Source organism: Rhodospirillales bacterium (assembly GCA_016872535.1).
Lineage (GTDB): Bacteria > Pseudomonadota > Alphaproteobacteria > Rhodospirillales > 2-12-FULL-67-15 > 2-12-FULL-67-15.
In genome coordinates this window covers 1-23,561 of record VGZQ01000032.1, presented here as the reverse complement: position 1 = coordinate 23,561, position 23,561 = coordinate 1, and the positions used below count along the sequence as shown (strand labels likewise).

General features: G+C 65.6%; 24 protein-coding genes and 1 pseudogene. 17 read left to right on the top strand and 8 right to left on the bottom strand.

Annotated features, from left to right (window positions below; all coding sequences use genetic code 11):
- Positions 1–7: 7 nt before the first annotated feature.
- Positions 8–367: an AzlD domain-containing protein gene (locus FJ311_08175; protein ID MBM3951415.1), complete on the bottom strand. Its 360-nt coding sequence runs from the start codon at positions 365–367 to the stop codon at positions 8–10.
- Entirely contained in the window at positions 342–1,097 is a 756-nt protein-coding gene (locus FJ311_08170) for an AzlC family ABC transporter permease (GenBank protein MBM3951414.1), read from the bottom strand. Before FJ311_08170 ends, FJ311_08175 begins: the two co-directional genes overlap by 26 nt.
- Before the next feature lie 137 nt (positions 1,098–1,234).
- Between FJ311_08170 and folD the strand changes: the two genes are divergently transcribed.
- The 10 genes from folD to FJ311_08120 all read left to right on the top strand — a co-directional run bounded on the left by folD (position 1,235) and on the right by FJ311_08120 (position 11,479).
- On the top strand, positions 1,235–2,125 hold the full coding sequence (folD, locus tag FJ311_08165; protein MBM3951413.1) for a bifunctional methylenetetrahydrofolate dehydrogenase/methenyltetrahydrofolate cyclohydrolase FolD: 891 nt from the start codon (positions 1,235–1,237) through the stop codon (positions 2,123–2,125).
- A gap of 40 nt (positions 2,126–2,165) precedes the next feature.
- On the top strand, positions 2,166–3,599 hold the full coding sequence (locus FJ311_08160) for a mannose-1-phosphate guanylyltransferase/mannose-6-phosphate isomerase (GenBank protein ID MBM3951412.1): 1,434 nt from the start codon (positions 2,166–2,168) through the stop codon (positions 3,597–3,599).
- A gap of 99 nt (positions 3,600–3,698) precedes the next feature.
- The gene (locus FJ311_08155; GenBank protein ID MBM3951411.1) at positions 3,699–5,009 is read left to right on the top strand and encodes an aminotransferase class III-fold pyridoxal phosphate-dependent enzyme; all 1,311 of its coding nucleotides are present in this window, start codon (positions 3,699–3,701) and stop codon (positions 5,007–5,009) included.
- A 123-nt stretch (positions 5,010–5,132) separates the two neighbouring features.
- Positions 5,133–6,152 (top strand): taurine ABC transporter substrate-binding protein, encoded by a 1,020-nt coding sequence (tauA, locus tag FJ311_08150; protein ID MBM3951410.1) that lies wholly within the window; start codon positions 5,133–5,135, stop codon positions 6,150–6,152.
- Between the two features lie 133 nt (positions 6,153–6,285).
- Positions 6,286–7,086: an ATP-binding cassette domain-containing protein gene (locus FJ311_08145; protein MBM3951409.1), complete on the top strand. Its 801-nt coding sequence runs from the start codon at positions 6,286–6,288 to the stop codon at positions 7,084–7,086.
- Positions 7,083–7,913 carry an ABC transporter permease subunit gene (locus tag FJ311_08140; GenBank protein ID MBM3951408.1) on the top strand — a complete coding sequence of 277 codons (831 nt, stop codon included), beginning with the start codon at positions 7,083–7,085 and terminating at the stop codon, positions 7,911–7,913. Before FJ311_08145 ends, FJ311_08140 begins: the two co-directional genes overlap by 4 nt.
- Before the next feature lie 69 nt (positions 7,914–7,982).
- Positions 7,983–9,488: a CoA-acylating methylmalonate-semialdehyde dehydrogenase gene (locus FJ311_08135; protein ID MBM3951407.1), complete on the top strand. Its 1,506-nt coding sequence runs from the start codon at positions 7,983–7,985 to the stop codon at positions 9,486–9,488.
- A gap of 10 nt (positions 9,489–9,498) precedes the next feature.
- Positions 9,499–10,236 carry an MBL fold metallo-hydrolase gene (locus FJ311_08130; GenBank protein MBM3951406.1) on the top strand — a complete coding sequence of 246 codons (738 nt, stop codon included), beginning with the start codon at positions 9,499–9,501 and terminating at the stop codon, positions 10,234–10,236.
- Between the two features lie 23 nt (positions 10,237–10,259).
- On the top strand, positions 10,260–10,685 hold the full coding sequence (locus tag FJ311_08125; GenBank protein ID MBM3951405.1) for a bacteriohemerythrin: 426 nt from the start codon (positions 10,260–10,262) through the stop codon (positions 10,683–10,685).
- Positions 10,686–10,801: 116 nt separating this feature from the next.
- Positions 10,802–11,479 (top strand): hypothetical protein, encoded by a 678-nt coding sequence (locus tag FJ311_08120; GenBank protein MBM3951404.1) that lies wholly within the window; start codon positions 10,802–10,804, stop codon positions 11,477–11,479.
- A gap of 23 nt (positions 11,480–11,502) precedes the next feature.
- On the opposite strand, the gene FJ311_08115 is transcribed toward FJ311_08120, so the two are convergent.
- From FJ311_08115 to FJ311_08100, 4 genes and pseudogenes are all read right to left on the bottom strand, one after another.
- Positions 11,503–12,027 carry an arsenate reductase ArsC gene (locus FJ311_08115; protein ID MBM3951403.1) on the bottom strand — a complete coding sequence of 175 codons (525 nt, stop codon included), beginning with the start codon at positions 12,025–12,027 and terminating at the stop codon, positions 11,503–11,505.
- A 76-nt stretch (positions 12,028–12,103) separates the two neighbouring features.
- Positions 12,104–12,847: a fumarylacetoacetate hydrolase family protein gene (locus FJ311_08110; protein MBM3951402.1), complete on the bottom strand. Its 744-nt coding sequence runs from the start codon at positions 12,845–12,847 to the stop codon at positions 12,104–12,106.
- Between the two features lie 86 nt (positions 12,848–12,933).
- Positions 12,934–13,686 carry a class I SAM-dependent methyltransferase gene (locus FJ311_08105; protein ID MBM3951401.1) on the bottom strand — a complete coding sequence of 251 codons (753 nt, stop codon included), beginning with the start codon at positions 13,684–13,686 and terminating at the stop codon, positions 12,934–12,936.
- Positions 13,687–13,695: 9 nt separating this feature from the next.
- Positions 13,696–14,073, bottom strand: a pseudogene (locus FJ311_08100) (DUF2784 domain-containing protein).
- 77 nt (positions 14,074–14,150) lie between these two features.
- Here FJ311_08100 and FJ311_08095 point away from each other — a divergent pair.
- Both FJ311_08095 and FJ311_08090 read left to right on the top strand, forming a co-directional pair.
- Positions 14,151–15,317, top strand: a complete 1,167-nt coding sequence (locus FJ311_08095; GenBank protein ID MBM3951400.1) for an acyl-CoA dehydrogenase — start codon at positions 14,151–14,153, stop codon at positions 15,315–15,317.
- Between the two features lie 169 nt (positions 15,318–15,486).
- Complete coding sequence (locus tag FJ311_08090) at positions 15,487–16,479, top strand: sensor domain-containing diguanylate cyclase (protein MBM3951399.1); 993 nt, start codon at positions 15,487–15,489, stop codon at positions 16,477–16,479.
- Positions 16,480–16,523: 44 nt separating this feature from the next.
- On the opposite strand, the gene FJ311_08085 is transcribed toward FJ311_08090, so the two are convergent.
- Positions 16,524–17,654 (bottom strand): lipopolysaccharide heptosyltransferase family protein, encoded by a 1,131-nt coding sequence (locus FJ311_08085; GenBank protein ID MBM3951398.1) that lies wholly within the window; start codon positions 17,652–17,654, stop codon positions 16,524–16,526.
- A 29-nt stretch (positions 17,655–17,683) separates the two neighbouring features.
- The gene (locus FJ311_08080) at positions 17,684–18,076 is read right to left on the bottom strand and encodes a hypothetical protein (GenBank protein ID MBM3951397.1); all 393 of its coding nucleotides are present in this window, start codon (positions 18,074–18,076) and stop codon (positions 17,684–17,686) included.
- A 145-nt stretch (positions 18,077–18,221) separates the two neighbouring features.
- Between FJ311_08080 and FJ311_08075 the strand changes: the two genes are divergently transcribed.
- The 5 genes from FJ311_08075 to FJ311_08055 all read left to right on the top strand — a co-directional run.
- Positions 18,222–19,277 (top strand): ABC transporter substrate-binding protein, encoded by a 1,056-nt coding sequence (locus tag FJ311_08075; GenBank protein ID MBM3951396.1) that lies wholly within the window; start codon positions 18,222–18,224, stop codon positions 19,275–19,277.
- Positions 19,274–20,059, top strand: coding sequence for an ABC transporter ATP-binding protein (locus FJ311_08070; GenBank protein MBM3951395.1), 786 nt, complete (start codon positions 19,274–19,276; stop codon positions 20,057–20,059). The genes FJ311_08075 and FJ311_08070 overlap by 4 nt, the downstream gene beginning before the upstream one ends.
- Positions 19,996–20,868: an ABC transporter permease gene (locus FJ311_08065; protein MBM3951394.1), complete on the top strand. Its 873-nt coding sequence runs from the start codon at positions 19,996–19,998 to the stop codon at positions 20,866–20,868. Before FJ311_08070 ends, FJ311_08065 begins: the two co-directional genes overlap by 64 nt.
- The gene (locus FJ311_08060) at positions 20,792–21,694 is read left to right on the top strand and encodes an enoyl-CoA hydratase/isomerase family protein (GenBank protein MBM3951393.1); all 903 of its coding nucleotides are present in this window, start codon (positions 20,792–20,794) and stop codon (positions 21,692–21,694) included. The genes FJ311_08065 and FJ311_08060 overlap by 77 nt, the downstream gene beginning before the upstream one ends.
- Positions 21,694–23,561: acetate--CoA ligase family protein (locus FJ311_08055; protein ID MBM3951392.1), on the top strand; the 1,868-nt coding region annotated here is incomplete at its 3' end. The genes FJ311_08060 and FJ311_08055, both read left to right, overlap by 1 nt.

The window sequence follows — 23,561 nt, the reverse complement described above, 5'->3', positions numbered from 1 at the left end:
GCGGCGCCTACAGCCATCCCTCGGCGCGCGCGTAGGCGAGGGCGACGAAGGCGATAACGCCGGCGAACGTGCCGATGAACACGTGCCGGCAAAAGGCGAAGAAGAGCGCCAACCCGAACACGGTCGCGGCCACCCGATCGACAAACGGGGTTTCGCTCAACGCTCCGCCCGGCAAGAGAATTACCCGCGCGATCAGCGCCGCGAGCATCGCGTAGGCGATGCAGGAAAACCACACGAACGCATCGCCGCCGACGCCGATCCGCTTCGCCAATGCCGCGCCGATCCCGCGCCAGATATAGGTCGCGGCGCTGGCGGCGATCAAGGCGACGACGGGGCCGGTTTCACTCACGGCGCAGCACCTTGCGATCGAGCAGGAATGCGAGGGTGCCGCCGATCACGCCGGTTGCCGGCACGCCCCAATCGGGCGAGATGAGATGCAACAGCGGACCCGCCCCGACCCCGATCAGCACGGCGATGATGCCGCCGCGTTCGCGCACGCCGGCGAAGACCATCAAAAAATAGACCGGGCTCAGGTAAACGAGACCTAGCGTCAACGGGCGCGGCAGGACTCCCGCGAGGGCGAATCCAAGTGTCGCCCCGACCGCGCCCGAGATAATCATGAACAGCGAATAACCGGCGAAGTAGGGCGCGCGCTGATCGAGCGGCAACGACGGTCCCCGCCGCATCAGCGCAATCCAAGTATTGACCGAGACGAAATGGGCGAGCAAATAGGCCCAGGCCCACGGTTTGAATCCGCCCTTGAGCATCGGAAACAGCGACACGGTCATCGGCAGGAAGCGGGCATTGGCGCCGGCTGCCGCGACCGCGATCGGCAGCAGCGCGGCCCCGGCCGCGAACAGCTCGACCATCGCGATTTGCCCGGGCATGCCCCAGACCGTGAAGACCGACAGCACGGTCAATTCCGCCGGAAATCCGGCTTCGCGCGCGAACGAACCGAAGCCGATCGCCGACGAAGACATCACCGCGGTCGGCAAACCGACGGCCTCCCAAAGCCCGCCGAAAAAAGCGCGTGGACGATCCGGATAGGGCTGGAGAGGCGGTTCAGGTGGAGCGGGAGATTGATCGGCACTCGGCATGGCGCCGAGTATCGCCGATGCCGGCCGATCGGCATAGCCATCCTTGATCGGGCGATAAAACCGTCGGTCTTGTCGACGGGCGTCCACCGTGCATACTCCGGCGGTCTTCTTATCCACCCCGAGACGGGAATTCGACCATGACCGCCACCGCCCGTTTGATCGACGGCAAGGCCTTCGCCGAAAGCTTGCGCGCCCGCACCGCCAAGAAGGTCGCCAATCTGGTCGCGCGCAAGGGCGTGCGTCCGGGGCTGGCGGTCGTTCTGGTCGGCCAGGATCCTGCAAGCCAGGTCTACGTCCGCAACAAGGGCAAGCAGACGGTCGAGGCGGGCATGGAAAGCTTCGAGCATCGCCTACCGGCGGAAACGTCGCAGGCCGAGCTGCTCGCGCTGATTGATCGTTTGAACCGCGACGAAGGCGTGCACGGAATTCTGGTGCAACTCCCGCTGCCCAAGCAGATCAACGCCGACACGGTGCTGCTCGCCATCGACCCGGCCAAGGATGTCGACGGCTTCCACGTGGTCAACGTCGGCAAGCTTTCGACCGGCGCCGGCGACGCCATGGTGCCGTGCACGCCGCTCGGCTGCCTGATGCTGCTGAAGGACACGCTTGGCTCGCTCGCGGGCGCCCGCGCGCTGGTGCTCGGGCGCTCCAACATCGTCGGCAAGCCGATGGCGGCGCTTCTGATCGGCGAAAGCTGCACGGTCACCATCGCCCACTCCAAGACCCGCGATCTCGCCGACGAATGCCGCCGCGCCGACATTCTGGTCGCGGCGGTCGGTCGTGCGCGCATGGTCAAGGGCGACTGGATCAAGCCGGGCGCGACGGTAATCGATGTCGGCATCAACCGAATCGAGGACGGCGGCAAGCAGCGTCTGGTCGGCGACGTGGACTTCGACGCGGCCGTCCGGGTCGCGGGTGCGATCACGCCGGTGCCGGGCGGCGTCGGGCCGATGACCATCGCCTGTCTGCTCGCCAACACGCTCGCCGCCGCCTGCCGCAGAGCCGGCGTCGATCCCGATTCCCTGTGAGGGCGCGCCCCCTTATAGTGGCGGCGTGCGCAAGATTTCTATTTCCATCGTTCCGGTAATTTTGTCGGGCGGCGCGGGCACCCGCCTGTGGCCGCTCTCGCTGCCTGAGCGCCCGAAGCAGTTCATCGAGTTCGGCCCCGCGCTCGGCGCGCGCAAAACGGCGGCTCGGCGCACGTTATTCCAGGAAACCCTCTGCCGGGTGGCGGGCAAGCCTTTTCGTCCGCCGTTGGTGGTCGCCAATCACGAGCATCGGTTCCTGATCGCTGAGCAGTTGCGCGCGGTCAAGCGCGCGCCGCTGGCGGTTATGCTGGAACCGTGCGCGCGCAACACCGCGCCCGCGTGCGCGGCCGCCGCCGCGTTCGTCGCCTCGCGCCATCCGAAGGCCTTGATGCTGGTGCTGCCGTCCGATCATGTGATCGGCGAGGTGGGCGCGTTCCGTCGGGCGGTGGCGCGGGCGGCGCCCATCGCAGCCGACGGTCATTTGGTGACGTTCGGAATCGAACCCAAGGGGCCGCACACCGGTTACGGCTACATCGCGGCCGGCGCACAGATCAAGGGATCGAGAGGCACGCACGCCGTCGATCGTTTCATCGAAAAACCTAAGCTCGGCAGGGCCAAGGCTCTGCTCGCCAAGGGCGGCGTCTATTGGAACGCGGGAATTTTTCTCTTTGCGCCGGGTGTTTTTCTCGCCGAACTCGATCGCCTCGCGCCGAAAACAGCGGCGCTGGCCCGGCGGGCGGTCGCGAAGGGAAAGGCCGATCTCGATTTCTTCCGGCTCGACCCGAAAGCCTTCGCCGCCGCCAAGCCGGGCGCCGTCGATACCGTGGTGATGGAACGCACCCGGCGCGCCGCCGTGATCCCGGTCGATATGGACTGGTCGGACGCGGGCTCCTTCGCCGCCTTGTGGGAAGCGGGCGGGCGCGATGCGCGCGGCAACGTGCGCCAGGGGCCGGTCGCGCTGCACGACGTTTCCGGCTCGTTTTTGTCGAGCGACGGGCCGGCGCTCGGCGCGGTCGGGGTGCGCGATCTGGTGGTGGTCGCGACCGAGGACGCCGTGCTGGTCGCGCCGCGGGCGCGGGCCGAGGACGTAAGGGCGCTTGCCCCCCTGATCGCGGGCCAGGCGCGTTCGTCCCGCATGACCGTGCATCGCCCGTGGGGCAGCTACCGCTCGCTTCAATTCGGCGACGGCTTCCAGGTCAAGCAGATTACGGTCAAGCCCGGCGCGGCTCTCAGCCTCCAGTACCACCATCGCCGCGCCGAGCATTGGGTGGTGGTGTCGGGCAAGGCGCGCATCACGCGCGGGGACGAAATTTTTTCACTGACGGCCAACCAGTCGACCTACATCCCCAAGGGCGTGCGTCATCGCCTGGAGAACGCCGAGCGGGAGCCCCTCCACCTGATCGAGGTGCAGTCGGGCGATTACCTCGGCGAAGACGACATCGTCCGCCTTGAGGATCATTACGGGCGGAAATAGGGCGTTCGGATACGGCGTAACTTTCGCCTTGACCCGAGGGGTCCGGGCGGGCGGAATCGCCGTCGAAGCATTCCCGCAACGTTGCCGCCGAGGTTCCCCATGGGTTACGCCGTCAACACCCTCGAACACCATTTTCTGCCCTTCACCGCCAACCGCGACTTCAAGGCGAATCCGCGCCTGATCGTGCGCGGCGAGGGGGTCCATTACTGGAACCACAAGGGCGAAAAAATTCTCGACGGCTCGTCGGGACTCTTCTGCTGCGCCGCCGGACACGCGCGCAAGGAAATCGCCGAAGCTGTGGCCAAGCAGTTGACCGAAGTGGAGTTCACCCCCCATTTCCAGCTCGCCCATCCGTCCTCGTTCGAGGTCGCGCGCCGCATCGCCCACATGGCGCCCGAAGGCTTGAATCGCGTGTTCTTCGGCAACTCGGGGTCCGAGGCGGTCGACAGCGCCATGAAGATCGCGCTCGCCTATTTCCGCGCCAAGGGCGAAGGCCATCGGGTGCGCTTCGTCGCACGCGAGCGCGCCTACCATGGCGTCAACTTCGGCGGCACCTCTCTTCAGGGCATGGTCAAGAACCGCGAAGCCTTCGGCGTGCTGCTTCCCGGCGTCGTCCACATGCGCCACACCTGGCTGGCCGAGAACCGATTTTCGAAGGGCCAGCCGGACAAAGGCGCGGAACTGGCCGACGATCTGCAGCGCATCTGCGATACTTACGGCGGCTCCAACGTTGCGGCCTGCTTCGTCGAGCCGATCGCCGGCTCGACTGGCGCGCTGATTCCGCCCAAGGGCTACCTCGAACGGCTGCGCGCGATTTGCGACAAGCACGGCATCCTGCTGGTGTTCGACGAGGTGATCACCGGCGTCGGGCGCACCGGCAAGGCCTTCGCCGCGCAGAGCTTCGGCGTCAAGCCCGACATGATCACCTTCGCCAAGGCGATCACCAACGCCGCGCAGCCGATGGGCGGCGTGATCCTCAAGGAGGAAATCTACGACACCATCGTCAACGCCGCGCCCCAGGGCGCGATCGAGTTGTTCCACGGCTACACCTACTCGGCCCACCCGGCGGCATGCGCCGCCGCGCTCGCCACCCTCGACATTTATGAGCGCGAGGGGTTGTTCCAGCGCGCGGCCGAACTGTCGCCTTATTTCCTGGACGCGGTGTTTTCGCTCAAGGGAACGCCCGGCATCACCGACATCCGCGGCTACGGCCTCATTGCCGGCTTCGACATCGAGCCGGGCAAGACGCCGGGCGCGCGCGGCACCGCGCTGCAGAAGCAGCTGTTCGCCAACGGCCTGCACGTCAAATGCACCGGCGATGCCGGTATCCTCGCGCCGCCGTTCGTCGCCAAGCGCGAGCATGTCGACCAGATCGTCGACATCATCCGCAAAACGATGAAGGAGGTGTGAGGGCGCGAGCGCTTGGCGTTGACAGAGATTGCGCTTTTCGGAACAGTTAAAGTCGGAGGCCAACAAGGGCGGACGACATCACCCAATCGTGTCCGTCCTTTTTCCAGAAACAGGGAGACTCGAATGCGTAACATCACGCGTGGAGTACTGGTGGCAGTGGCCGGCATCGCGATGGCCATGGCGGCGCACGATGCGCACGCCCAAGCCAAGGAAGTGACCATCGGCTATCAGGATATGGTGGTTCCCTACCGGATCGCCCAGGAAGCGAAGGAAATCGAGAAGGCGACTGGCTACAAGATCAATTGGAAGCAGTTTGGCGGCGGCGGTGAGGTCATCAAGGCGATGGCTTCAGGCGCCGTGCAGATCGGCGAAGTCGGCTCCGCCCCCATCGCCGCGGCCATCTCGCGCGGCGAGCCGCTGGAACTGTTTTGGATCCTGGACGACATTGGCGACGCTGAGGCGCTGGTCGCCAAGAACGGCTCGGGCATCAACACGCTCGCCGATCTCAAAGGCAAGAAAGTGGCCATGCCGTTCAACTCGACGACCCACTTCCATACCATCGTCGCGCTCGAGCACGCCAAGATCAATCCGGCCGAGGTGCAGATGCTGAACATGCGCCCGCCGGAAGTGCGCGCGGCTTGGCAGCGCGGCGACATCCACGCCACGTTCATCTGGGATCCGGTGTTGGCCGAGGTCAAGAAGGACGGCAAGGTGATCATCAGCTCGGGCAAGATCACCGCCGATACCGGCAAGGCGACTTTCGACGGCTATGTCGCGAATACCGGTTGGTCCAAGGCCAACCGCGACTTCATGGTCAAGTTCGTCAAGATCATGGCCAGCGCCGACGACAACTACCGCAAGAATGGCGCGAAATGGACCAAGGACTCGGCCGAGGTCAAGGCCATTGCCAAGTGGTCCGGCTCGAAGCCAGAGGACGTGTTGGCGGCGATGGCGCTCTATCGCTTCCCGACCGCCGCCGAACAGGCCTCGCCCAAATGGTTGGGCGGCGGCAAGGACGGCGTCGCGGCCAAGGCGCTAGCGGCAACGGCGGCGTTCCAGCTTGCGCAGAAGCAGATCGAAAAGACCCTGCCGGATTATGCGGTCGCCGTGAATCCGTCGTACGCGCAGGAGGCCGCGAAATAACGGGTTCGTCGGCATTTTAGCGCGTGCCGATCTGGGTTGACGCAAGGCGGGGGTGATCGTCCTCCCGCCTTGCGGCCGGCCCCGGCTGCGACGCGGGTGCTGCGGCGAACATCCGGGTGGACCCAGGAAGTCCATGAGCAAGCTCGAAATCCGCAACGTCAGCGTCAATTACGCCGGCCGGCGCGGTGCCAGCACGCTCGCGTTATCGGCGGTCGACCTCGGCCTCAACCCCGGCGATTTCGTGGTTGCTCTCGGCGCATCCGGGTGCGGCAAGACGACGCTGTTGTCGTGCATTGCCGGATTCCTGCAACCGTCGGCCGGGGAGATCGTGCTCGACGGCCGGCCGGTATCCGGCCCGGGCGCGGATCGCGGCGTGGTGTTCCAGAAACACGCGCTGATGCCTTGGCTGTCGGTGATCGAGAACGTCGAATTCGGCCTGCGCATGCGCGGCATGGCCAAGGACGCGCGCCGGCGGATCGCGCTCGAAAAACTGCGCTTGGTCGGTCTCGAGAATTTCGCCGACGCGCCCACCTACCAGATTTCCGGCGGCATGCAGCAGCGCGTCGGGCTGGCGCGGGCGTTCGCCTCCGACCCGGAAGTCATGCTGATGGACGAACCGCTCGGGGCGCTCGACGCCCTGACCCGCGAGCAGATCCAGGAATTGATCCTCGATCTCTGGCATACGTCGAACAAGATGTTCTTTTTCATCACCCACAGCGTCGAGGAGGCGTTGTTCCTAGCGACCGAATTGGTGGTGATGACACCCTCGCCCGGGCGTATCGCGCATCGTTATAAGATCGACTTCGGCCGCCGTTTTATCGAGTGCCGGAACGCCCGGCAGGTCAAGGCGTCGTCCGATTTCATCCGCTTGCGCGAGGAGGTTCTGCAGGTGATCTACGCCGCGCCGGGCCAAGCCAACCAGGCGGCGTCATGACGGCGCCCGACGATCGGAAATCCGCCCTCAAGACCGTCAAGGGCCACAGCCTGCCCGGCGAAGGATCGAGCACGGCCATCAGCGTTGTCAGCATCGCGGTGCTGTTCGCGTTGTGGTGGGTGGCAACCCATATGGGCTGGATCCGCGATTTGTTCCTGCCGACCCCGGAGAAGGTGTTCACCAGTTTCGTTTCCGCCTGGCGCGGCGATATTCAGGGCGGCAAGCCCCTGACCGAGCATTTGGGCTGGAGTCTGTACCGTGTCTTCGCCGCGCTCATGCTCGCGGTAGTCACTGCCGTACCGATCGGCATCGCCATGGGCGTGTCGCGCGTCATGCGCGGCATTTTCGACCCGCCGATCGAATTCTACCGTCCGCTGCCGCCGCTCGCCTATTTGCCGTTGATCGTAATCTGGTTCGGGATCGAGGAGACGGCCAAGGTCGTCCTGATCTATCTCGCCTGCTTCGCGCCGCTGGCGATGGCCGCGCGCGCTGGCGTGCGATCGGTAGCGGTCGAGCAGATTAACGCGGCGTATTCGATGGGCGCGTCGCATGGGCAGGTCATCCGGTACGTGATCATTCCCGGGGCAATGCCGGAAATTCTTACCGGCATGCGGATCGCGGTCGGCTTCGGTTTTACGACGCTGGTCGCGGCCGAAATGGTGGCGGCGACGGCCGGGCTGGGACAGATGGTCCTCAATGCCTCCAACTTTCTCCGCACCGACGTCGTGATCATGGGCATCGTCGTGATCGGCGTTATCGCCTATTTGTTCGATCTCCTGATGCGCTGGGTCGAACATCGGGCGGTGCCGTGGAAGGGCCTGGGCTGACGGCGAGGGAAGCTTGCGCCGGGCGGCGCGGCGGAGTATCCAACGGCCAAGGCGTGGAAGGAATCGGATATGCCCAAGCAACTCTCCCACTTCATCGACGGCAAGCGCGTCGCGGGAAAAAGCGGGCGCTTCGCCGACGTCTACAACCCCGCAACCGGGGAGGTGGCGGCGCAAGTGCCCTTGGCCGACGCGGACGAAGTCAGGGCGGCGATCGCGGCCGCGGCCCGCGCCTTCCCCGCCTGGGCGGCGACGCCGCCCGCGCGCCGGGCGCAAGCCATGTTCCGCCTGCGCGAGCTTCTTTACAGGCACATGGACGAGCTTGCGCCCATGCTCTCGGCCGAGCACGGCAAAACCCTTCCCGACGCCAAGGGGGAACTGACCCGCGGCCTCGAAGTGGTCGAATTCGCCTGCGGCATCCCGCAGCTCCTCAAGGGCGAATTCTCGGATTCGGTCGCGACCGCGGTCGACAGTTTTTCGCTGCGCCAGCCCCTGGGCGTGGTCGCCGGCATCACGCCGTTCAATTTTCCGGCGATGGTGCCCATGTGGATGTTCCCGGTCGCGATTGCCTGCGGCAACACCTTTGTGCTCAAGCCGTCTGAACGCGATCCCTCGGTCACGCTTCGGGTCATGGAACTCGCCAAGGACGCGGGGCTTCCCGACGGCGTCCTCAACCTCGTCAACGGCGACAAGGTCGCGGTCGATACCCTGCTCGCCGATCCCGTCGTCCAGGCGGTGAGCTTCGTCGGCTCGACCGCGGTCGGGCGCTACATCTACACCACCGGCTGCGCCCACGGCAAAAGGGTACAGGCGTTGTGCGGGGCCAAGAACCACATGGTGATCATGCCGGACGCCGACATGGATCAGGTGGTCGACGCCGCCATGGGTGCCGCTTACGGCTCGGCGGGCGAGCGGTGCATGGCGATCTCGGTCGCGGTTCCGGTCGGACGCGAAACCGCCGACGAATTCGTCCGCCGCATGATCCCGCGCGTGCAGGCCCTGAAAGTGGCGCCCTACACCGACTCGCAGGCGGAAATGGGCCCGATCGTCACACGCCAAAGCCTCGACAAGATTCTTGGGCTGATCGATTCGGGGTTGAAGGAGGGCGCCAGGCTCGCCGTCGACGGGCGCGGGCTCAAGCTGCAGGGCTACGAAAAGGGATTCTTCCTCGGCGGCTGCCTGTTCGATCACGTCAAACCGAGCATGAAAATCTACCGCGAGGAGATTTTCGGCCCCGTGCTCTCGGTCGTGCGCGCGGAAAACTACGAGGACGCCCTCGGCCTGGTCCGCGACCACGAATACGGCAACGGCGTCGCGGTCTTCACCCGCGACGGCGACGCGGCGCGCGACTTCGTCGGCCGGATCAACGTCGGCATGGTCGGCGTCAACGTGCCGATCCCGGTGCCGGTCGCTTATCACAGTTTCGGCGGCTGGAAGGCGTCGCTCTTCGGCGATCACCACATCCACGGCCCCGAAGGAGTTCGCTTTTATACGCGCCTCAAGACCGTGACCGCGCGCTGGCCTTCGGGCATCCGCACCGGCGCCCAGTACCATTTCAAGGGCGGCGGCGAGCACTGAGCCTTCGACGATGGTCCAGGTCCGCTTTATCGGCTGTGGGGATGCGTTCGGCAGCGGGGGGCGGTTCAACACCTGTTTTCAGGTTCGCCACGATGAAGGCGCGTGCCTGATCGACTGCGGTGCGTCGTCGCTCGTTGCGCTCCGCCGTTTCGAGGTCGATCCCAATTCGATCGATTCCATCTTCCTCACCCACCTGCACGGCGATCACTTCGGCGGCGTGCCGTTCCTGCTGCTCGACGCCCGGCTCGCCAGCCGGCGCGCGGCGCCGCTCCTGGTCGCGGGCCCGCCCGGCACCGAAAAGCGCGTCAACGACACCCTCGAATGCCTATTCCCCGGGGCGGCCGGGAAACCCTACAAATTTCCGCTCGAATTCGCCGAACTGAAGGTCGGCGAAGCCTTCCGGCGTGGCCCTTACGCGGTCACGCCGTTTCCCGCGGATCATTCGGCCGGGGCGCCGTGCTACGCGCTCCGCCTCGAAGTCGGGGGCCGGATCGTTGCCTATTCGGGCGACGGCTCCTGGAGCGAAGGTCTAGCGGCGGCCGGGCGCGGCGCCGATCTTTTCATCGCCGAGACGTATTTTTACGATAGGGCGATCACCCAGCACCTGGATTTCAAGACGCTGGTCGAGCACTTGCCGGAAATCGCACCCAAGCGGTTGATCCTCACCCACATGAGCCCGGACATGCTCGCGCGCGCGGGCAGCCTTCCCTACGAGGCGGCCGAGGACGGCAAGACGGTGGAGGTTTAAACGGCTAACACGGGAGAACTCTCATGCCCTACATCGACTGGGATGCAAACCTGGAAACCGGTGTCGCCGGGATCGACCACGAGCACCGCCGGCTGGTGCAATTGCTGAACGATATTCACGAGCTGATCGTCGCCAAAGCGGATCCGATCCGCATCGCCGACACGCTGGCCGACTTTCACACCCTCGCCACCGCCCATTTCGCGCTCGAAGAAAAGATCATGCGCGACCAGAAGTATCCGGCTTTCGCCCAGCGGCGCGAAACGCACCGCCGCCTGCTCGACGAGGTGCGGGACATCATGGACGCCTACGACGCAGGATCCTACCGCGAGGGGCAAAGCCTTCCGGCGACGCTGCGCCAATGGTTGTTCCAGCTCATGAGCATCGACGTTGACTTGTTCACCCGGATCACGCCCGCGAGCTTGCGCAAGTGGGGTCTGACGCAGGGTTAGGTCCTGAGGTACGGAGTATCGAGCGGAGCGCGCGCGGCGGCCGAGGCCGGCAAGACGATCACGCTCTGGGAAACCGCGGAGGCTGCCATCAATTGCTGGTTCCGGATACGCGCTCGATGAAAGCGCCGCGCGCCATGAACGGACGGCTTGCGCGCGCACTTAAGCTCGGCCTTGGATACGCCGAGGCCCGCACGCTCGCGCGCCTCGGGACGCCCGAGGACACCCAGGATTTCGTCAGCGCCCTGCCGACCAACTTCGAGCCCGAGGGCGACTCCTGCTGGTCGGTCGCCGAGACCCTGCGTCGTGGCCGGGCGCATTGCATCGAAGGCGCGTTTGTGGCGGCGTGCACGCTCTGGCTTCAGGGCCAGCCGCCGCTGCTGATGGATTTCCAGGCGCACGGCGATGACGACCACGTGGTGGCCCTGTTCCGGCGCAACCACTGTTGGGGCGCCATATCCAAGAGCAATCACGTTTGGCTGCGCTGGCGCGACCCGATTTACCGCTCCTTGCGCGAATTGGCGCTTTCGTATTTCCACGAGTACGTGATCGGGGAGCACAAGACGCTCCGCAATTATTCGCGCCCCTTCGATTTGCGTCGCTTCGATCCCGGGCTTTGGGTCACCAACGGCACCGATTGCTGGGAAGTCGCCGAAGCGCTCGACGACATTCGGCATTACCCTCTGCTGACGCCGGCTCAGGCGCGCCGCCTGAAGCCGCGCGACGCGATGGAGGTGCGCGCCGGCAAGATGCTCCAATATGCCGCGCCCAACGCCAAGATTGCACGGCGGTATTGATTTCGGGCCGTCGCGCGCGGGGTTCAGTATCCTTCCGACTTCGTTCGGGACGTCGCTCCTTCCGAGGAAGCCCCGATTCGTCTCAATGCCTCGGCGAAAGGCCCACCATCCAGATCGCTCGGCAAGGCGAGGAGTCGGTCGATGCGTTGTTCGATTTGCGCATATGCCCGCGCGAACGCCCGGACACGAACGGCATCGTCGCCTGCGACGGCGGATGGATCGGCAATGCCCCAGTGGGCGGTCATCGGTCGTCCCGGCCATACGGGGCAGATTTCGCCGGCGGCGTCGTCGCAAACGGTGATGACGGCATCCATCCGGGGTGCGTCCGGCGTCGAAAAGACCTCCCAGGATTTCGACCGAAGTTGTCCGGTGGGATGGCCCCTTTCGACAAGGAGCTTGAGCGCGAACGGGTTCGGCGCGCCTTTCGGAGAACTGCCCGCGGAAAAGGCGCGGAAGCGGCCTGCGCCCTTGGCGTTCAGGATCGCTTCGGCGAGAATCGATCGCGAGGAGTTGTGCGTGCACAGGAAAAGGATATTGCGCGGTCGCATGGCTGCCTCGGCGAGGATGGCGGCTGGGCGGATTCCGGGCGGAACGCCCGGTCCGTCTTTCGCGCGGCGCCCGCGTTCAGACCACCCGCACCTTCAATGTCGCGATACCGTCGACGCCGCCTTCGAGCACGTCGCCCTTCTTGACCGGCCCGACGCCGGCGGGCGTGCCGGTAAAGATAAGATCGCCCGGCGCCAGCGGAAAGAGCCTGGAAAGATGCATCACAATTTCCGGCACGTTCCAGATCATCTCGGAAATGTCTCCCTTCTGGCGCAAATTGCCGTTGATCTTGAGCCAGACCAGCCCCTTCTTGGGATGGCCGCTCTTAGTCGCGGGCCGGATCTTCGAGCAAAGAGCGGCCTTGTCGAACGCCTTACCCACTTCCCACGGCCGGCCGGTTTTCTTCGCCTCGCCCTGCAAATCGCGCCGGGTCATGTCGAGGCCGACGGCGTAGCCGTAGATGTGCTTTAACGCTTTCTCCGCCGGGATGTCCTTGCCCGCCTTGCCGATGGCGGCGACCAGCTCGATTTCGTGGTGCACGTCGTTGCTCAAGGGCGGGTAGGGGAACGTGCCGTTGCCCGCGACCAGGCTGTAGGTGTCCTTGGTGAAAAAGAACGGCAGTTCGCGCGTCGGGTCGTGGCCCATCTCGCGGCTGTGCTCGGCGTAGTTGCGCCCGACGCAATAGATGCGCCGGACCGGAAATCGCTCTTTTTCTCCGGCGATCGGCAGTGTCGGCGCCGCGGGCGCGGGGATCACGAACAAGCGCGCGGGCTTTTTCGCCTTTGTTGCGCGCGTGGATTTCTGCTTTTTCGCTTTGGCCATGACGGTCCTCCGGGAAGGGGGAGGCCGGATCATGCCCGTCCGGGGACGGCCGCTCAAGCCCCGCGCGCCCTTGTTGGGCGCGCCATTTATTCGTTACGCGCGGAGAATTTCCCACGCGTCAGGAGATGGGCGTGCATGGGCTGGTCAAACACCATGCCCTTGGGGTCGGGCCGTCCCAAGCGGTGGAAGCGTTCGCGCAACTCGGCCTCGCGGCGCTCGATGGCCGGCCGGCGCGCGGGATCAACCCGGATCATGCGCTCGGCGAACTTCTCGAAATTTTCCGCGAGTACCGCGTGGACGTAAAAAGTTTCGCGCAATTGACGGAACAGGCCCTTGGCGAGCGCGCTTCGAATCGCGTCCTGGGCGGCGGCGCGCACCTCGGTTTCGTCGTCGACCGGCCGGGTCAGTTCGAAGTTGGCGCCTTCGGCGATCGGCTCGACCACGTAGACGAGGCCACCGGACTTGAGGACGCGGGCGGCTTCCGTCAGCGCGGCGCCCTGCGCCGTGACCGGGATGTGGTGCAGTGAATTAAAGATCACCACCGCATCGAACATTCCATCCGGGAACGGCAATTTCTCGCCCGCGGCCTTCACGTAGTCCACGGCGGGCTCGGCGGTTGCGGCGGCGAATCCCGCCGCGCTCATCGTATTGCGCCCCTCTCGGGGCGCGGCGGCCTTGGCGAGTTGGGCCGGGTTGTTATCGACGCCGATCACTTGCGCACCCTCGCGCGCCATCAGGCGCGCCAGCGCGCCGTCGCCGCACCCGACCTCGAGCACTCGTCGCCCAGCCAGCGGCACCTGCTCCTTTAATACTTCGTCGTTGCGACGATGGGGCATCATGGTTCGTCGCCTGGGTGGATACCAAACGAAGGTCGCCAGCACCAGAGCGCCGAATGCGGTGTAGATGGCGAGAAACACCCACGATGGAAAGCTCCAGTAGAGCAAACGTTCCAGCCAATAGGCGATGAAGCTCTCGCCGACGCCTTCCTGGCGGGCGAGGTGGCGAAGCTGATTTTCCCATAGCGTCAGCGGGCAAAACTGGCCAAGCCAGGTTTGCAGCACGACGAAACCGATGGCGGCGAGGTGGGCGACGCGGAACGCGACGCGCTCGGTCCAGCGCCAGCGGAGCCGCCAGCCGGCCAGGATCGCCACAAGCCCGCCCACCACGAACAGGACGAACCCGGCGTGGATCAGCCCCAGCGCATCGGCGAGCAAACCGTAGTTCATCGCGCTTTGTCTCCCGCGCGGTTGCTGCTAGAACATGGCGCGCCCCAAGGGGGGAAACAACCGCCGTGTCCGCGCCCATCAACGCCGACGCCGCCGACGAAACTTATCCCGAAATCCGGGCCGCCGTGCGCGCGGTGTGCGCGCGCTTTCCCGGCGCCTATTGGCGCAAACTCGACGCCGAACGGGCCTACCCCGAGGAATTCATCCGCGCGCTGACCGAAGCCGGATTCCTTGCCGCGCTGATCCCCGAGACTTACGGCGGCAGCGGTCTCGGTTTGCGCGAGGCGACGGCGATCCTGGAGGAAATCCAGAAAAGCGGCTGCAACGGCGCCGCCGGCCACGCCCAGATGTACATCATGGGCACGATTCTCCGCCACGGCAGCGAGGAACAGAAAAGGACCTATCTGCCGAAAATCGCCTCGGGCGAATTGCGCCTGCAGGCGTTCGGGGTGACCGAGCCGACCAGCGGCACCGATACCAGCCGTATCCGCACGAGCGCGATGCGCGAGGGCAACGGCTGGCGCATCAACGGCCAGAAGGTGTGGACCTCGCGCGCCGAGCATTCCGATCTGATGCTGCTGCTGGCGCGCACCGCGCCCCGCGACGCGGGGCCGAAGCCGCACGACGGCCTGAGCGTGTTCCTGATCGACATGCGCGAAGCCAGGGGCAAGGGCCTCGCCATCAAGCCGATCCGCGCCATGCTCAACCACGCCACGACCGAGGTGTTCTTCGACGATCTCCGCGTGCCGGCCAACGCGCTGGTCGGCAAGGAAGGCAAGGGCTTCCGTTACATTCTCGATGGCATGAACGCCGAGCGCATCTTGATCGCCGCCGAATGCATCGGCGACGCGCGCTGGTTCATCGGGAAAGCGCGGGATTACGCCCGGGAGCGCCGGGTGTTCGATCGTCCGATCGGCCAGAACCAGGGCGTGCAGTTCCCGATCGCGCGCGCATTTGCCCAGACCGAAGCCGCGAACCTGATGGTCGCCAAGGCGGCGCAATTGTTCGACGACGGCAAGCCATGCGGGCCGGAGGCGAACATGGCCAAACTGCTCGCGGCGGATGCCTCCTGGGCGGCGGCCGACATGTGCCTGCAGACCCACGGCGGCTTCGGCTTCGCCGAGGAATACGACGTGGAACGCAAATTCCGCGAAACCCGTCTCTATCAGGTGGCGCCGATTTCGACCAATCTCATTCTCGCCTATATCGCCGAGCACGTGCTCGGCCTGCCGCGATCGTATTGAGGGCGATATTTTATGGCGTCCAGGGATTTTTTTTAATATGATTTTCCGACGTTTCCGAAAGGGATTGCGAGGTGGTGGGAAATGATACCAGCGCCGATACCCGAAAACGACAAGGACAGAGTTGCTTCCCTTCGACGAATGAATCTTCTCGCCACGCCGCGCGAGGGCGATGTCGACCGCATCACCCGAACCGCACAAAAGATATTCAATACCGAAATCGTTCTGGTTTCGCGTCGTCGACGCAGACCGCCAGTGGTTCAAGTCCCGGTTCGGACTGGAGGCGACGGAAACACCCCGGGACATTTCCTTCTGCGGGCACGCCATTCACGGCGACCGGACGTTCGTCGTGCCGGATGCCGTGACTGACGAGCGGTTTTGCGACAATCCCCTGGTGACCGGAGGGCCCAGAATTCGGTTTTATGCCGGGCAGCCGCTGAAAAACCGCGAGGGGTTCTGCGTCGGCACGTTGTGCGTAATTTCACCGTCCCCGCGGGAAATGAGCGAGAGCGAGAAACGCTCGCTCGAGGATCTCGGGCGGCTGGTCGAAATAATTCTCGACAATCGCGAACTCAGCGAAACACAGCGCGCGTTGCTGGAGGAGATCGAAGCCGCTAACCGTGACAGGCTTATCGACCCGCTGAGCGGCCTTTGGAACCGGCGCGGTTTCGACGATCTTTTCGGTCGCGAAATCGACCGCGCCATCCGCAGGCAATCGTCGCTTGCGATCGCCATCCTCGATATCGACCATTTCAAGCGGATCAACGACACTTATGGCCATCCGACCGGCGACGAGGCGATCAAGTTGGCCGCCGAAGCGCTGGTAACGGCCGCGCGTTCGACCGACGTCGTCGCCCGGTACGGAGGCGAGGAATTCGCGCTGGTCGCGCCCGATGTCGTACCCGCGATCCTTCCGGCGTTCGCGGACAAGCTCCTAACCGCATTCCGCGCGCAGGCAAAGTTGAAGACTCGCGACGGAATCTATCCGTTCACCGCGAGCATGGGAATCACGGTCGCTTTCCCCAAGAAGAATTCCCCGGGCTTGGCCGAGGCATTGCTAAAAGCTGCGGATCAGGCTCTTTACGAGGCCAAGACGGGCGGCCGCGACCGCTTCGTGATTTCGGGCGTTCCCGACAGTCTGTATTCGGAGTTCGCGTTAACGTAGACGTCCGCGCCGTTTTCGGCGGTCGTGGGTTCGGCCTGCCGCAGTCATACCAAAGGATTCGCCTCGGCGTAGAGCTTGGCGGCCTCGCGGGCGATAGTGGCGGGGTCGAGCTTGGCGACGCACGGATACATGCCGCGCTCGGGCGGAAATGGGCAATCGCCGAGGCAGCCTTCGCACGGCATGGTGGCATAAAGAAACCGCACGTGGGCGGGGATAACGGCGGGATCGTAGGGCACGATTTCGCCGACGTAGGCCGCGCTGGCTAAGCCCAGCGTCGGCGCGCCGACGGCGATGGCGAGGTGCATCAGCGCGGTATCGACGGAGACCACCAGCCGCGCCGCGCGCAACGCGGGCAGCAGTTCGGCGAAAGTGGAGGTGTCGAACCGGACGCGCGGCGGGGCGAGCAGGGCGCGGTATTCGGGATGACGCTCGAAATCGGCGTGCGCGCCGGCGACGCGAACCTCGGCATCGCCGGGCAGCGCGGCGATAACCTGGCGCCACAGTTCGAGCGGAACCTGCTTTTTCGCCACCGCCGAAAAAGGCTGCAGGACGATCAACGGGGTCATGGACACGGCTTTGGGCGGAAGTTCCGCATCCTGAAGTCGCGCTTTTGGCGGCGGATCATTACGGCCCGCGAGCCAGTTGGCAAACGCCGTCCAGCGCAGCAACTTGTCCCGCCTGGGCGGGCCGCTCTCGAACACGCGCTTGATGTAGCTCCGATTACGGTCGAGGTCGGTTTGGTATTTCGTCCACGGGCGCGCGACCATGGCCGCCGTTTCGGGCGCGTCCGCCGCCAGCAGTAACGCCTCATCGAGCCACGGGTGACGGAGATAATCGGCGCTGACGGCGAGGCGCGCGTTGAGCGCGCGCATCTCCTTCAGTTTGGCGCGGCGATAGCGCCAGTCCCTGCGTAGGCGGGCAAAATCGACCGCATGCACCTCGGCCAGACGCCCGAACAGGAACCCCATCTTGGCCGCGTCCTGGCGCAGCACGAGAAACACCCGCTCCTCCGCGCGCGCCAGCGCCGCGAAACGCGGAAAGACATGCGCGAGCAGCACCGCATCGCCGAGCCCGCCGGCGGCGACGATCAGAACGCCCGACGGCGACGCCCCGCGGCGCGCCTGGCGGCGTTCCCAGGCGAGCAGGCCGTCGAGGATGCGGAGGGCGGCGCTCATGGAGGATGGGGCGGGGCGGGCGCGAGCGGTCAATAGCTCGCGTAGGACTTTTCCTCGACCAGGCGCGAGCCGAGCCGTTCGTTGATCCGGCGCTTGATCCGCGCCCGTTCGTCGTTGGTGATGTAAACCGAGCGGGCGAGTTCGACGAAGCGCGGCCCGAAATCCTTGGCGCGTTCGCAATCGCGGATGCGGTCTTCCACGTCCCACAGGGTCTCGTTGGCGCGTTTCAAGGCCGCCGCGTCGGCGGTCAATTCGGGCGTGGATACGATGGCCGCGTCGCGGGCGAGCATCAGCGTTTCCAGTTCGGTCCGCACGTTGGCGAGCTTGGCGGCGTCGGTAATGCGGGCGAGCTTGATCTCCAGGATTGTGATCTTGTCGATCAGTTCGCCGGGGGCGATTTCGACGGTAATCGTATTATTCATGGGGGCTATGCTCTAGCATGGCGCGCCCAGCGGCGCACCTTCCATGCAGCGGAACTTTGCCACGCCCGGCTTCCGGCCGGGAAGCCGTTGACGGTCGTCCGCACCGTACCTAGGCTATTCCGCGCGTATTCATTCAGGGGGTGTCATGATTCTCCGCGTTTCGCTCGTCTGCGCCGCCGCCATCCTGGCCGCCGGCGCGGCCCACGCTCAAACCAAGATCACCTATCTCCTTACCTCCCCGGTGCCGACGGTGGCGGAAGCCCCGCACGCGTCCGTGCCGGCGGTGATGGGCTATTGGAAGGAAGGCGGCCTTGACGTCACCGTGTCGCCGTCTCCGGGATCGACCCAGGCGACGCAGCTGGTGGTCGCCGGCACCGCGCATTTCACCATGGCGACGGTGGAGCCCCTCATCATCGCTCGCCAGAAGGGCGGCAAGGTGGTCGCGGTCTACAACCACGTGCGCGAGCCGATCTACACCATCGCGGTGCCCAAGGAGAGCGCGATTACCGACATGAAGCAGCTCAAGGGCAAAGCGATCGGCGTTACCAGTCTGGCGAGCGGCGCGGTGCCGTTTTCCAAGGCAATGCTGAAATCGATCGGCGTCGACCCGGAAAAGGACGTGCGCTGGGTGGCGATCGGGCTCGGGCCGCAGGCCTCGCACGCGCTGAAGGAGAATCGCGTCGATGCGCTCGGCTACTGGGATTGGGGCTATGCCATTCTCGAAAACCTCGGCCACCAATTCCGCCATTACACCACCGAGGCGACCAAGAACGTGCTCAGTCTGGCGCTAGTCGCCAACGAGGACTTCGTCGCGTCCAACCCCGACGCGGTCACGGCCATGGCCCGCGGCATCGCCAAGGCGGCGCTATTCACCATCACCAACCCGGAAGCGGCGGTGAAGATCCACTGGCAGCAATACCCGGCCTCGAAGCCGACCGGCATTCCGGAGGACCAGGCGCTCAAGGACGCCGTGCATGTGCTCAAGGCGCGCCTGGTCAAATATCGGGTCGAGGGACGCTCGCCGCCGACCTGGGGCGCGTTCACCAAAGCCGAGTGGGAGGCGACCCAGAACTTCCTCGCTGACAGCGGCCTGATCCAGCAGAAAGTAGACGTCGCGCAGTATTACAACGACCGGCTGTTGGCCAAGGTCAACGACTTCGACGCCAACAAGGTGATCGCCCAGGCCAAAGGCTACAAGTGAACGACGGCCATCCGTTCATCGGCCTCGACGGCGTCGGCAAGAACTTCCGCACTCGGTCGGGCGAAGACGTCCGCGCGCTTCGGGACATTTCGCTCGCGATCGCGCCGCGCGAGTTCGTTTCTATCGTTGGCCCGTCGGGCTGCGGAAAAAGTACCCTGTTGCGCATCATCGCCGGCCTGGTGGCACCGAGCGAGGGCGCGGTGCATATGGCCGGGGCCCGGGTCGCGGGGCCGCGGCGCGACATCGGCATGGTGTTTCAGGCGCCGGTGCTGCTACCGTGGCGCACCAACCTCAAGAACGTCCTGGTGCCGGCCGAGGTGATCGGCTTCGACCGGCGCCAATCCGACGCCCGCGCCCGCGAGTTACTTGATCTCGTCGGTCTGGGGCGTTTCGCCGACAAGTATCCGAGCGAGCTGTCCGGCGGCATGCGCCAGCGCGTGTCGATCGCGCGCGCCCTGATGCACGATCCGGCGACGCTCTTGATGGACGAGCCGTTCGGCGCGCTCGACGCCATGACCCGCGACGCGATGGGACTCGAGCTGCTGCGCATCTGGAACGCGAACCGCAAGACAGTGATCCTGGTCACCCACTCGATCGAGGAAGCCGTGTTCCTGTCCGATCGCGTCATCGTCATGTCGTCGCGCCCCGGCACCGTTTCCGAGGTGGTCGAGGTCAACCTCCCGCGCCCGCGCACTACGGCGACGCGCGCCGATCCTGAATTCGTTCGGCTGACCAGCCGGTTGCGCGGCGTGTTCGAGGCGCTGCCGCCGACGATCCATTGAGGGGCGCTGTGATCAAGTTCTCCCTGTCCGGATTCAGGATACGCCGGTTTGGCCCGCCGGCGGTCGCCGGAATCGTGCTGCTGCTGGCGTGGGAGCTTCTGCCGGGTGCGTTCGGCGTATCTGAATTGCTGATCCCGCCCGCGTCAAAGGTCGCCCACGCTTTGTGGAACGCGTTCAAGGGCGGCATCATCGTCGGCAACTTTGGCGTTACGCTGCTCGAGGCGTTGTCCGGCTTCGCCATCGGGTCTACCGCCGGCGTCGTTTGCGCCGCGCTGCTCACCCGCTCGAAGACGGTGGAAACGGCATTGATGCCCTATTTGGTCGGATTGCAGGCGCTGCCCAAGGTCGCGCTCGCGCCGCTGCTGGTGGTCTGGCTCGGTTTCGGCATCGGCTCCAAGATCGCCATCGCCACTATCATTTCGTTCTTTCCGGTGTTGATTAATTCCATCGTCGGATTCACCACCATCGAATCGGAAAAAATGGAGCTGATGCATTCGCTGGTGGCCTCGAAATGGCAGACGTTCCGCATCGTCGTCTTCCCCAACGCCCTGCCGTTCATCTTCGCCGGGCTCAACGTGGCGATCGTGTTCAGCATCACCGGCGCCCTGGTCGGCGAATTCATCGGCGCCGACAAGGGACTCGGCCACGTCCTGATGCAGCTCAATTTCAGCATGGACATCGCCGGTATGTTCGCGATCCTGGTTGTCCTCGCGGTGATGGGATTCACGTTCTATGCCGTCGTGCGCGCGCTTCATCGCCGGGTGGTGTTCTGGGCCGAACCCGACAACCTCGACCGCGACGCCACTTAAATTTCCGCCCCGACAGGAGACGAAACCCGTGAGCAACGAGAGCCCCAAGGATCTGGTGCGTGTCGAGCGCGAAGGCCGCGTGGCAACCATTACTCTCGACAATCCGCCGGTCAATGCCATCGCGCTGCGCTCCCTCGACCAGTTGCACAAGATCCTCGACGACGTCGAAAAGGACCCGGCGGTGCGTTGCGTGATCCTGACTGGCGCGGGCGAAAAGGCGTTTTGCGCCGGCGCCGACCTCCGCGAGGAAGGGCAGTTCAAGAACCCCCAGGCAGCCAAGGATTTCCGCATGGCGGGGCGGCGCCTGCTCAACCGGATCGAAGGGCTGGCGAAGCCGGTGGTGGCGGCGATCCACGGCTGGTGCATCGGCGGCGGCACGGCGATCGCCTGGGTGTGCGACATCCGCATCGCCGCCGACGACGCCAAATTTCGCGCCGGCGACGCGCGACTCGGCCTGATCCCGAGCTGGGGCATGGGTCTGTTACGGCTGCCGCGCTTCGTCGGGCGCAACCGGGCGCTCGATATTCTCCTGCTCGGCGACAATTTCGACGCGGCTCAGGCCAAGGAACTCGACCTGATCACCCGCGTGGTGCCGCGCGCCAAGCTGATGGACGAAGCCCATGCCGTCGCCGGGCGTATCGCCGAGGCCTCGCCTCAGGCAATTCTCGCCACCCGTCGCGCGATCTCTTACAACCTGCGCCACGGCTGGGACGAGATGGTGGCGTTCGAAGAAGAATTGTGCGCGCAGGTCTTCGCCCACCCCGACGCCACGGAAGGCCCGAAAGCTTTCCTCGAAAAGCGTCCGCCCCAGTTCCGAGACCTCTGATGTCGCTCGCGCGGCTGCTCAATCCCCGCTCGATTGCCATCGTCGGCGCTTCCGACAAGGTCGGTCCCGGCTTCAACGCGTGGAAGGCGCTCGAGGCGGTCGGTTACGCGGGCGACATTCACTTGATCAACCCGAACAAGCCGGAACTGCTCGGGCGCAGGACGTTTCCGTCGGTCGCGGCCGTGCCCGGCCCGCTCGATGCCGTGTTCGTCGCCATCCAGCAGGAGGCCGTGCTCGATGTCCTGCGCCAGGCCGGTGCCAAGGGCGCAGGCGGCGCCGTGGTGCTCTCAAGCGGTTTCGGCGAAGCCGGCCCGGCGGGCGAGGTGGCGCAGCGGGAGTTGGCGGAGATCGCCGCGCGGTACGGCATGGCGGTGGTCGGCCCCAACTGCCTCGGGTTCCTGAATTTCGCCGGGCGGGCGGCGCTGTTCGGCACCTCGCTGCCCGACGCGGTGCCTCGCGGCGTCGTCGCCGCCGTCCTGCACAGCGGCTCGATCGCGATCGCGCTCTTGAACGCGGCGCGCGGCATCGGTTTCAGCCACGTCATCACCTCGGGCAACGAGGCGGTGACTACGGCGGCCGACTTCCTCGAAGCCTTGGTCGAGGATGCGGCGGTCAAGGTTCTGGTCGTCTTTCTCGAACAACTCCGCAATCCGGCCAAGTTCATCGCCGTCGCCCGTCGCGCGCGCATGTTGGCCAAGCCAATGATCGTGCTCAAGACCGGCCGGTCCGAGCGCGGGCGCGAAGCGGTGCGTGCCCACACCGGCGCGCTCGCCGGCAGCGACGAAGTGTGCCGCGCCGCGTTCGCCGCCGCCGGAATTATTCAAGTATCGACGCTGGACGAATTGATCGAAACGACCGCCCTCGCGGCGGCGCTGCCGGAGGCGCCCAAGGCTTCCGGCGTCGCCATGCTGAGTCTTTCCGGCGGCGAGATTGCGCTCGCCCTCGACAACGCCGAACCTGCGGAACTGACCTTCGCGCCGGTGACGACGGCAAAGGACGAAATCGCGTCGCTGCTGCCGCCTTACGCGCATATCGCCAATCCGCTCGATCTCACCTGGGCCGGGCTTTACGACGCGAGCGTGGCGGAGCGCTGCGCGCTCGCCCTCGGCCGGCAGGAGGACGTCGGCCTGTTGGCATTGTTGCAGGATTCACCCCACGGTCTCGGCCCGCAGCAAGCCGCGCGTTACGCCAATCTCCTCGGCGCGGTCGCGCGCGGGGCGAAGGACGCGGGCAAGCCGCTGGTCGCGATTTCCAACTTGGCTGGCGAAACCCACCCCGTCTATGCCCAGGCCGCGTCGGCGGCGGGCGTTCCCTGCCTGCGCGGCACCCAGGAAGGGCTGTTCGCGCTTGCGCGTTATTTGCGCTGGGCGACGACGGAACCCGCGCCCGTGGTCGGGGGCGGCTCGGCCAGCGAGAAGCGCGAGGCCGAGCGCCGACTTAAGGGTCTGCCCGCCGGGCGCGCGCCGGCCGAATACGAGGCCCGCGCCGTGATCGAAGCTTACGGCATTCGCGGCCCGCGCCAAACTCTCGTTGCTACGCCTATGGACGCGGCCATCGCCGCCCGCGCCCTCGGTTTTCCGGTGGTGCTCAAAGGCATGGTCGCGAACATGCTGCACAAGTCCGACGCCGGGTTGGTGAAAGTCAACCTCCGTTCGGAAGAAGAGGTGCGCGCCGCCGCCGAGGCGATGGCGGCGGCCCAAAGCCGCAGCGTCTGGCTCGGTTTTTTGGTTCAGGAAATGATGAAGCCGGTCGCCGAGTTGTTCGTCGGCGCGCGCATCGATCCCGACTTCGGGCCGGCGATCGCGGTCGGCGGCGGCGGCGTGCTGGTCGAGCTTTACCGGGACGTGGCGGTGCGTCCCGCGCCGGT

What these genes read in the sequence shown, in the direction of transcription:
- FJ311_08140 (MBM3951408.1), top strand. Translation starts at nt 7,083, where the DNA reads ATGACGGCGCCCGACGATCGGAAATCCGCCCTCAAGACCGTCAAGGGC.
- FJ311_08060 (MBM3951393.1), top strand. Translation starts at nt 20,792, where the DNA reads ATGCCGTCGTGCGCGCGCTTCATCGCCGGGTGGTGTTCTGGGCCGAAC.
- folD (MBM3951413.1), top strand. Translation starts at nt 1,235, where the DNA reads ATGACCGCCACCGCCCGTTTGATCGACGGCAAGGCCTTCGCCGAAAGC.
- FJ311_08090 (MBM3951399.1), top strand. Translation starts at nt 15,487, where the DNA reads ATGTCGACCGCATCACCCGAACCGCACAAAAGATATTCAATACCGAAA.
- FJ311_08085 (MBM3951398.1), bottom strand. Translation starts at nt 17,654, where the DNA reads ATGAGCGCCGCCCTCCGCATCCTCGACGGCCTGCTCGCCTGGGAACGC.
- FJ311_08130 (MBM3951406.1), top strand. Translation starts at nt 9,499, where the DNA reads ATGGTCCAGGTCCGCTTTATCGGCTGTGGGGATGCGTTCGGCAGCGGG.
- FJ311_08110 (MBM3951402.1), bottom strand. Translation starts at nt 12,847, where the DNA reads ATGGCCAAAGCGAAAAAGCAGAAATCCACGCGCGCAACAAAGGCGAAA.
- FJ311_08115 (MBM3951403.1), bottom strand. Translation starts at nt 12,027, where the DNA reads ATGCGACCGCGCAATATCCTTTTCCTGTGCACGCACAACTCCTCGCGA.
- FJ311_08120 (MBM3951404.1), top strand. Translation starts at nt 10,802, where the DNA reads ATGAAAGCGCCGCGCGCCATGAACGGACGGCTTGCGCGCGCACTTAAG.
- FJ311_08080 (MBM3951397.1), bottom strand. Translation starts at nt 18,076, where the DNA reads ATGAATAATACGATTACCGTCGAAATCGCCCCCGGCGAACTGATCGAC.
- FJ311_08125 (MBM3951405.1), top strand. Translation starts at nt 10,260, where the DNA reads ATGCCCTACATCGACTGGGATGCAAACCTGGAAACCGGTGTCGCCGGG.
- FJ311_08145 (MBM3951409.1), top strand. Translation starts at nt 6,286, where the DNA reads ATGAGCAAGCTCGAAATCCGCAACGTCAGCGTCAATTACGCCGGCCGG.
- FJ311_08155 (MBM3951411.1), top strand. Translation starts at nt 3,699, where the DNA reads ATGGGTTACGCCGTCAACACCCTCGAACACCATTTTCTGCCCTTCACC.
- FJ311_08170 (MBM3951414.1), bottom strand. Translation starts at nt 1,097, where the DNA reads ATGCCGAGTGCCGATCAATCTCCCGCTCCACCTGAACCGCCTCTCCAG.
- tauA (MBM3951410.1), top strand. Translation starts at nt 5,133, where the DNA reads ATGCGTAACATCACGCGTGGAGTACTGGTGGCAGTGGCCGGCATCGCG.
- FJ311_08075 (MBM3951396.1), top strand. Translation starts at nt 18,222, where the DNA reads ATGATTCTCCGCGTTTCGCTCGTCTGCGCCGCCGCCATCCTGGCCGCC.
- FJ311_08105 (MBM3951401.1), bottom strand. Translation starts at nt 13,686, where the DNA reads ATGATGCCCCATCGTCGCAACGACGAAGTATTAAAGGAGCAGGTGCCG.
- FJ311_08135 (MBM3951407.1), top strand. Translation starts at nt 7,983, where the DNA reads ATGCCCAAGCAACTCTCCCACTTCATCGACGGCAAGCGCGTCGCGGGA.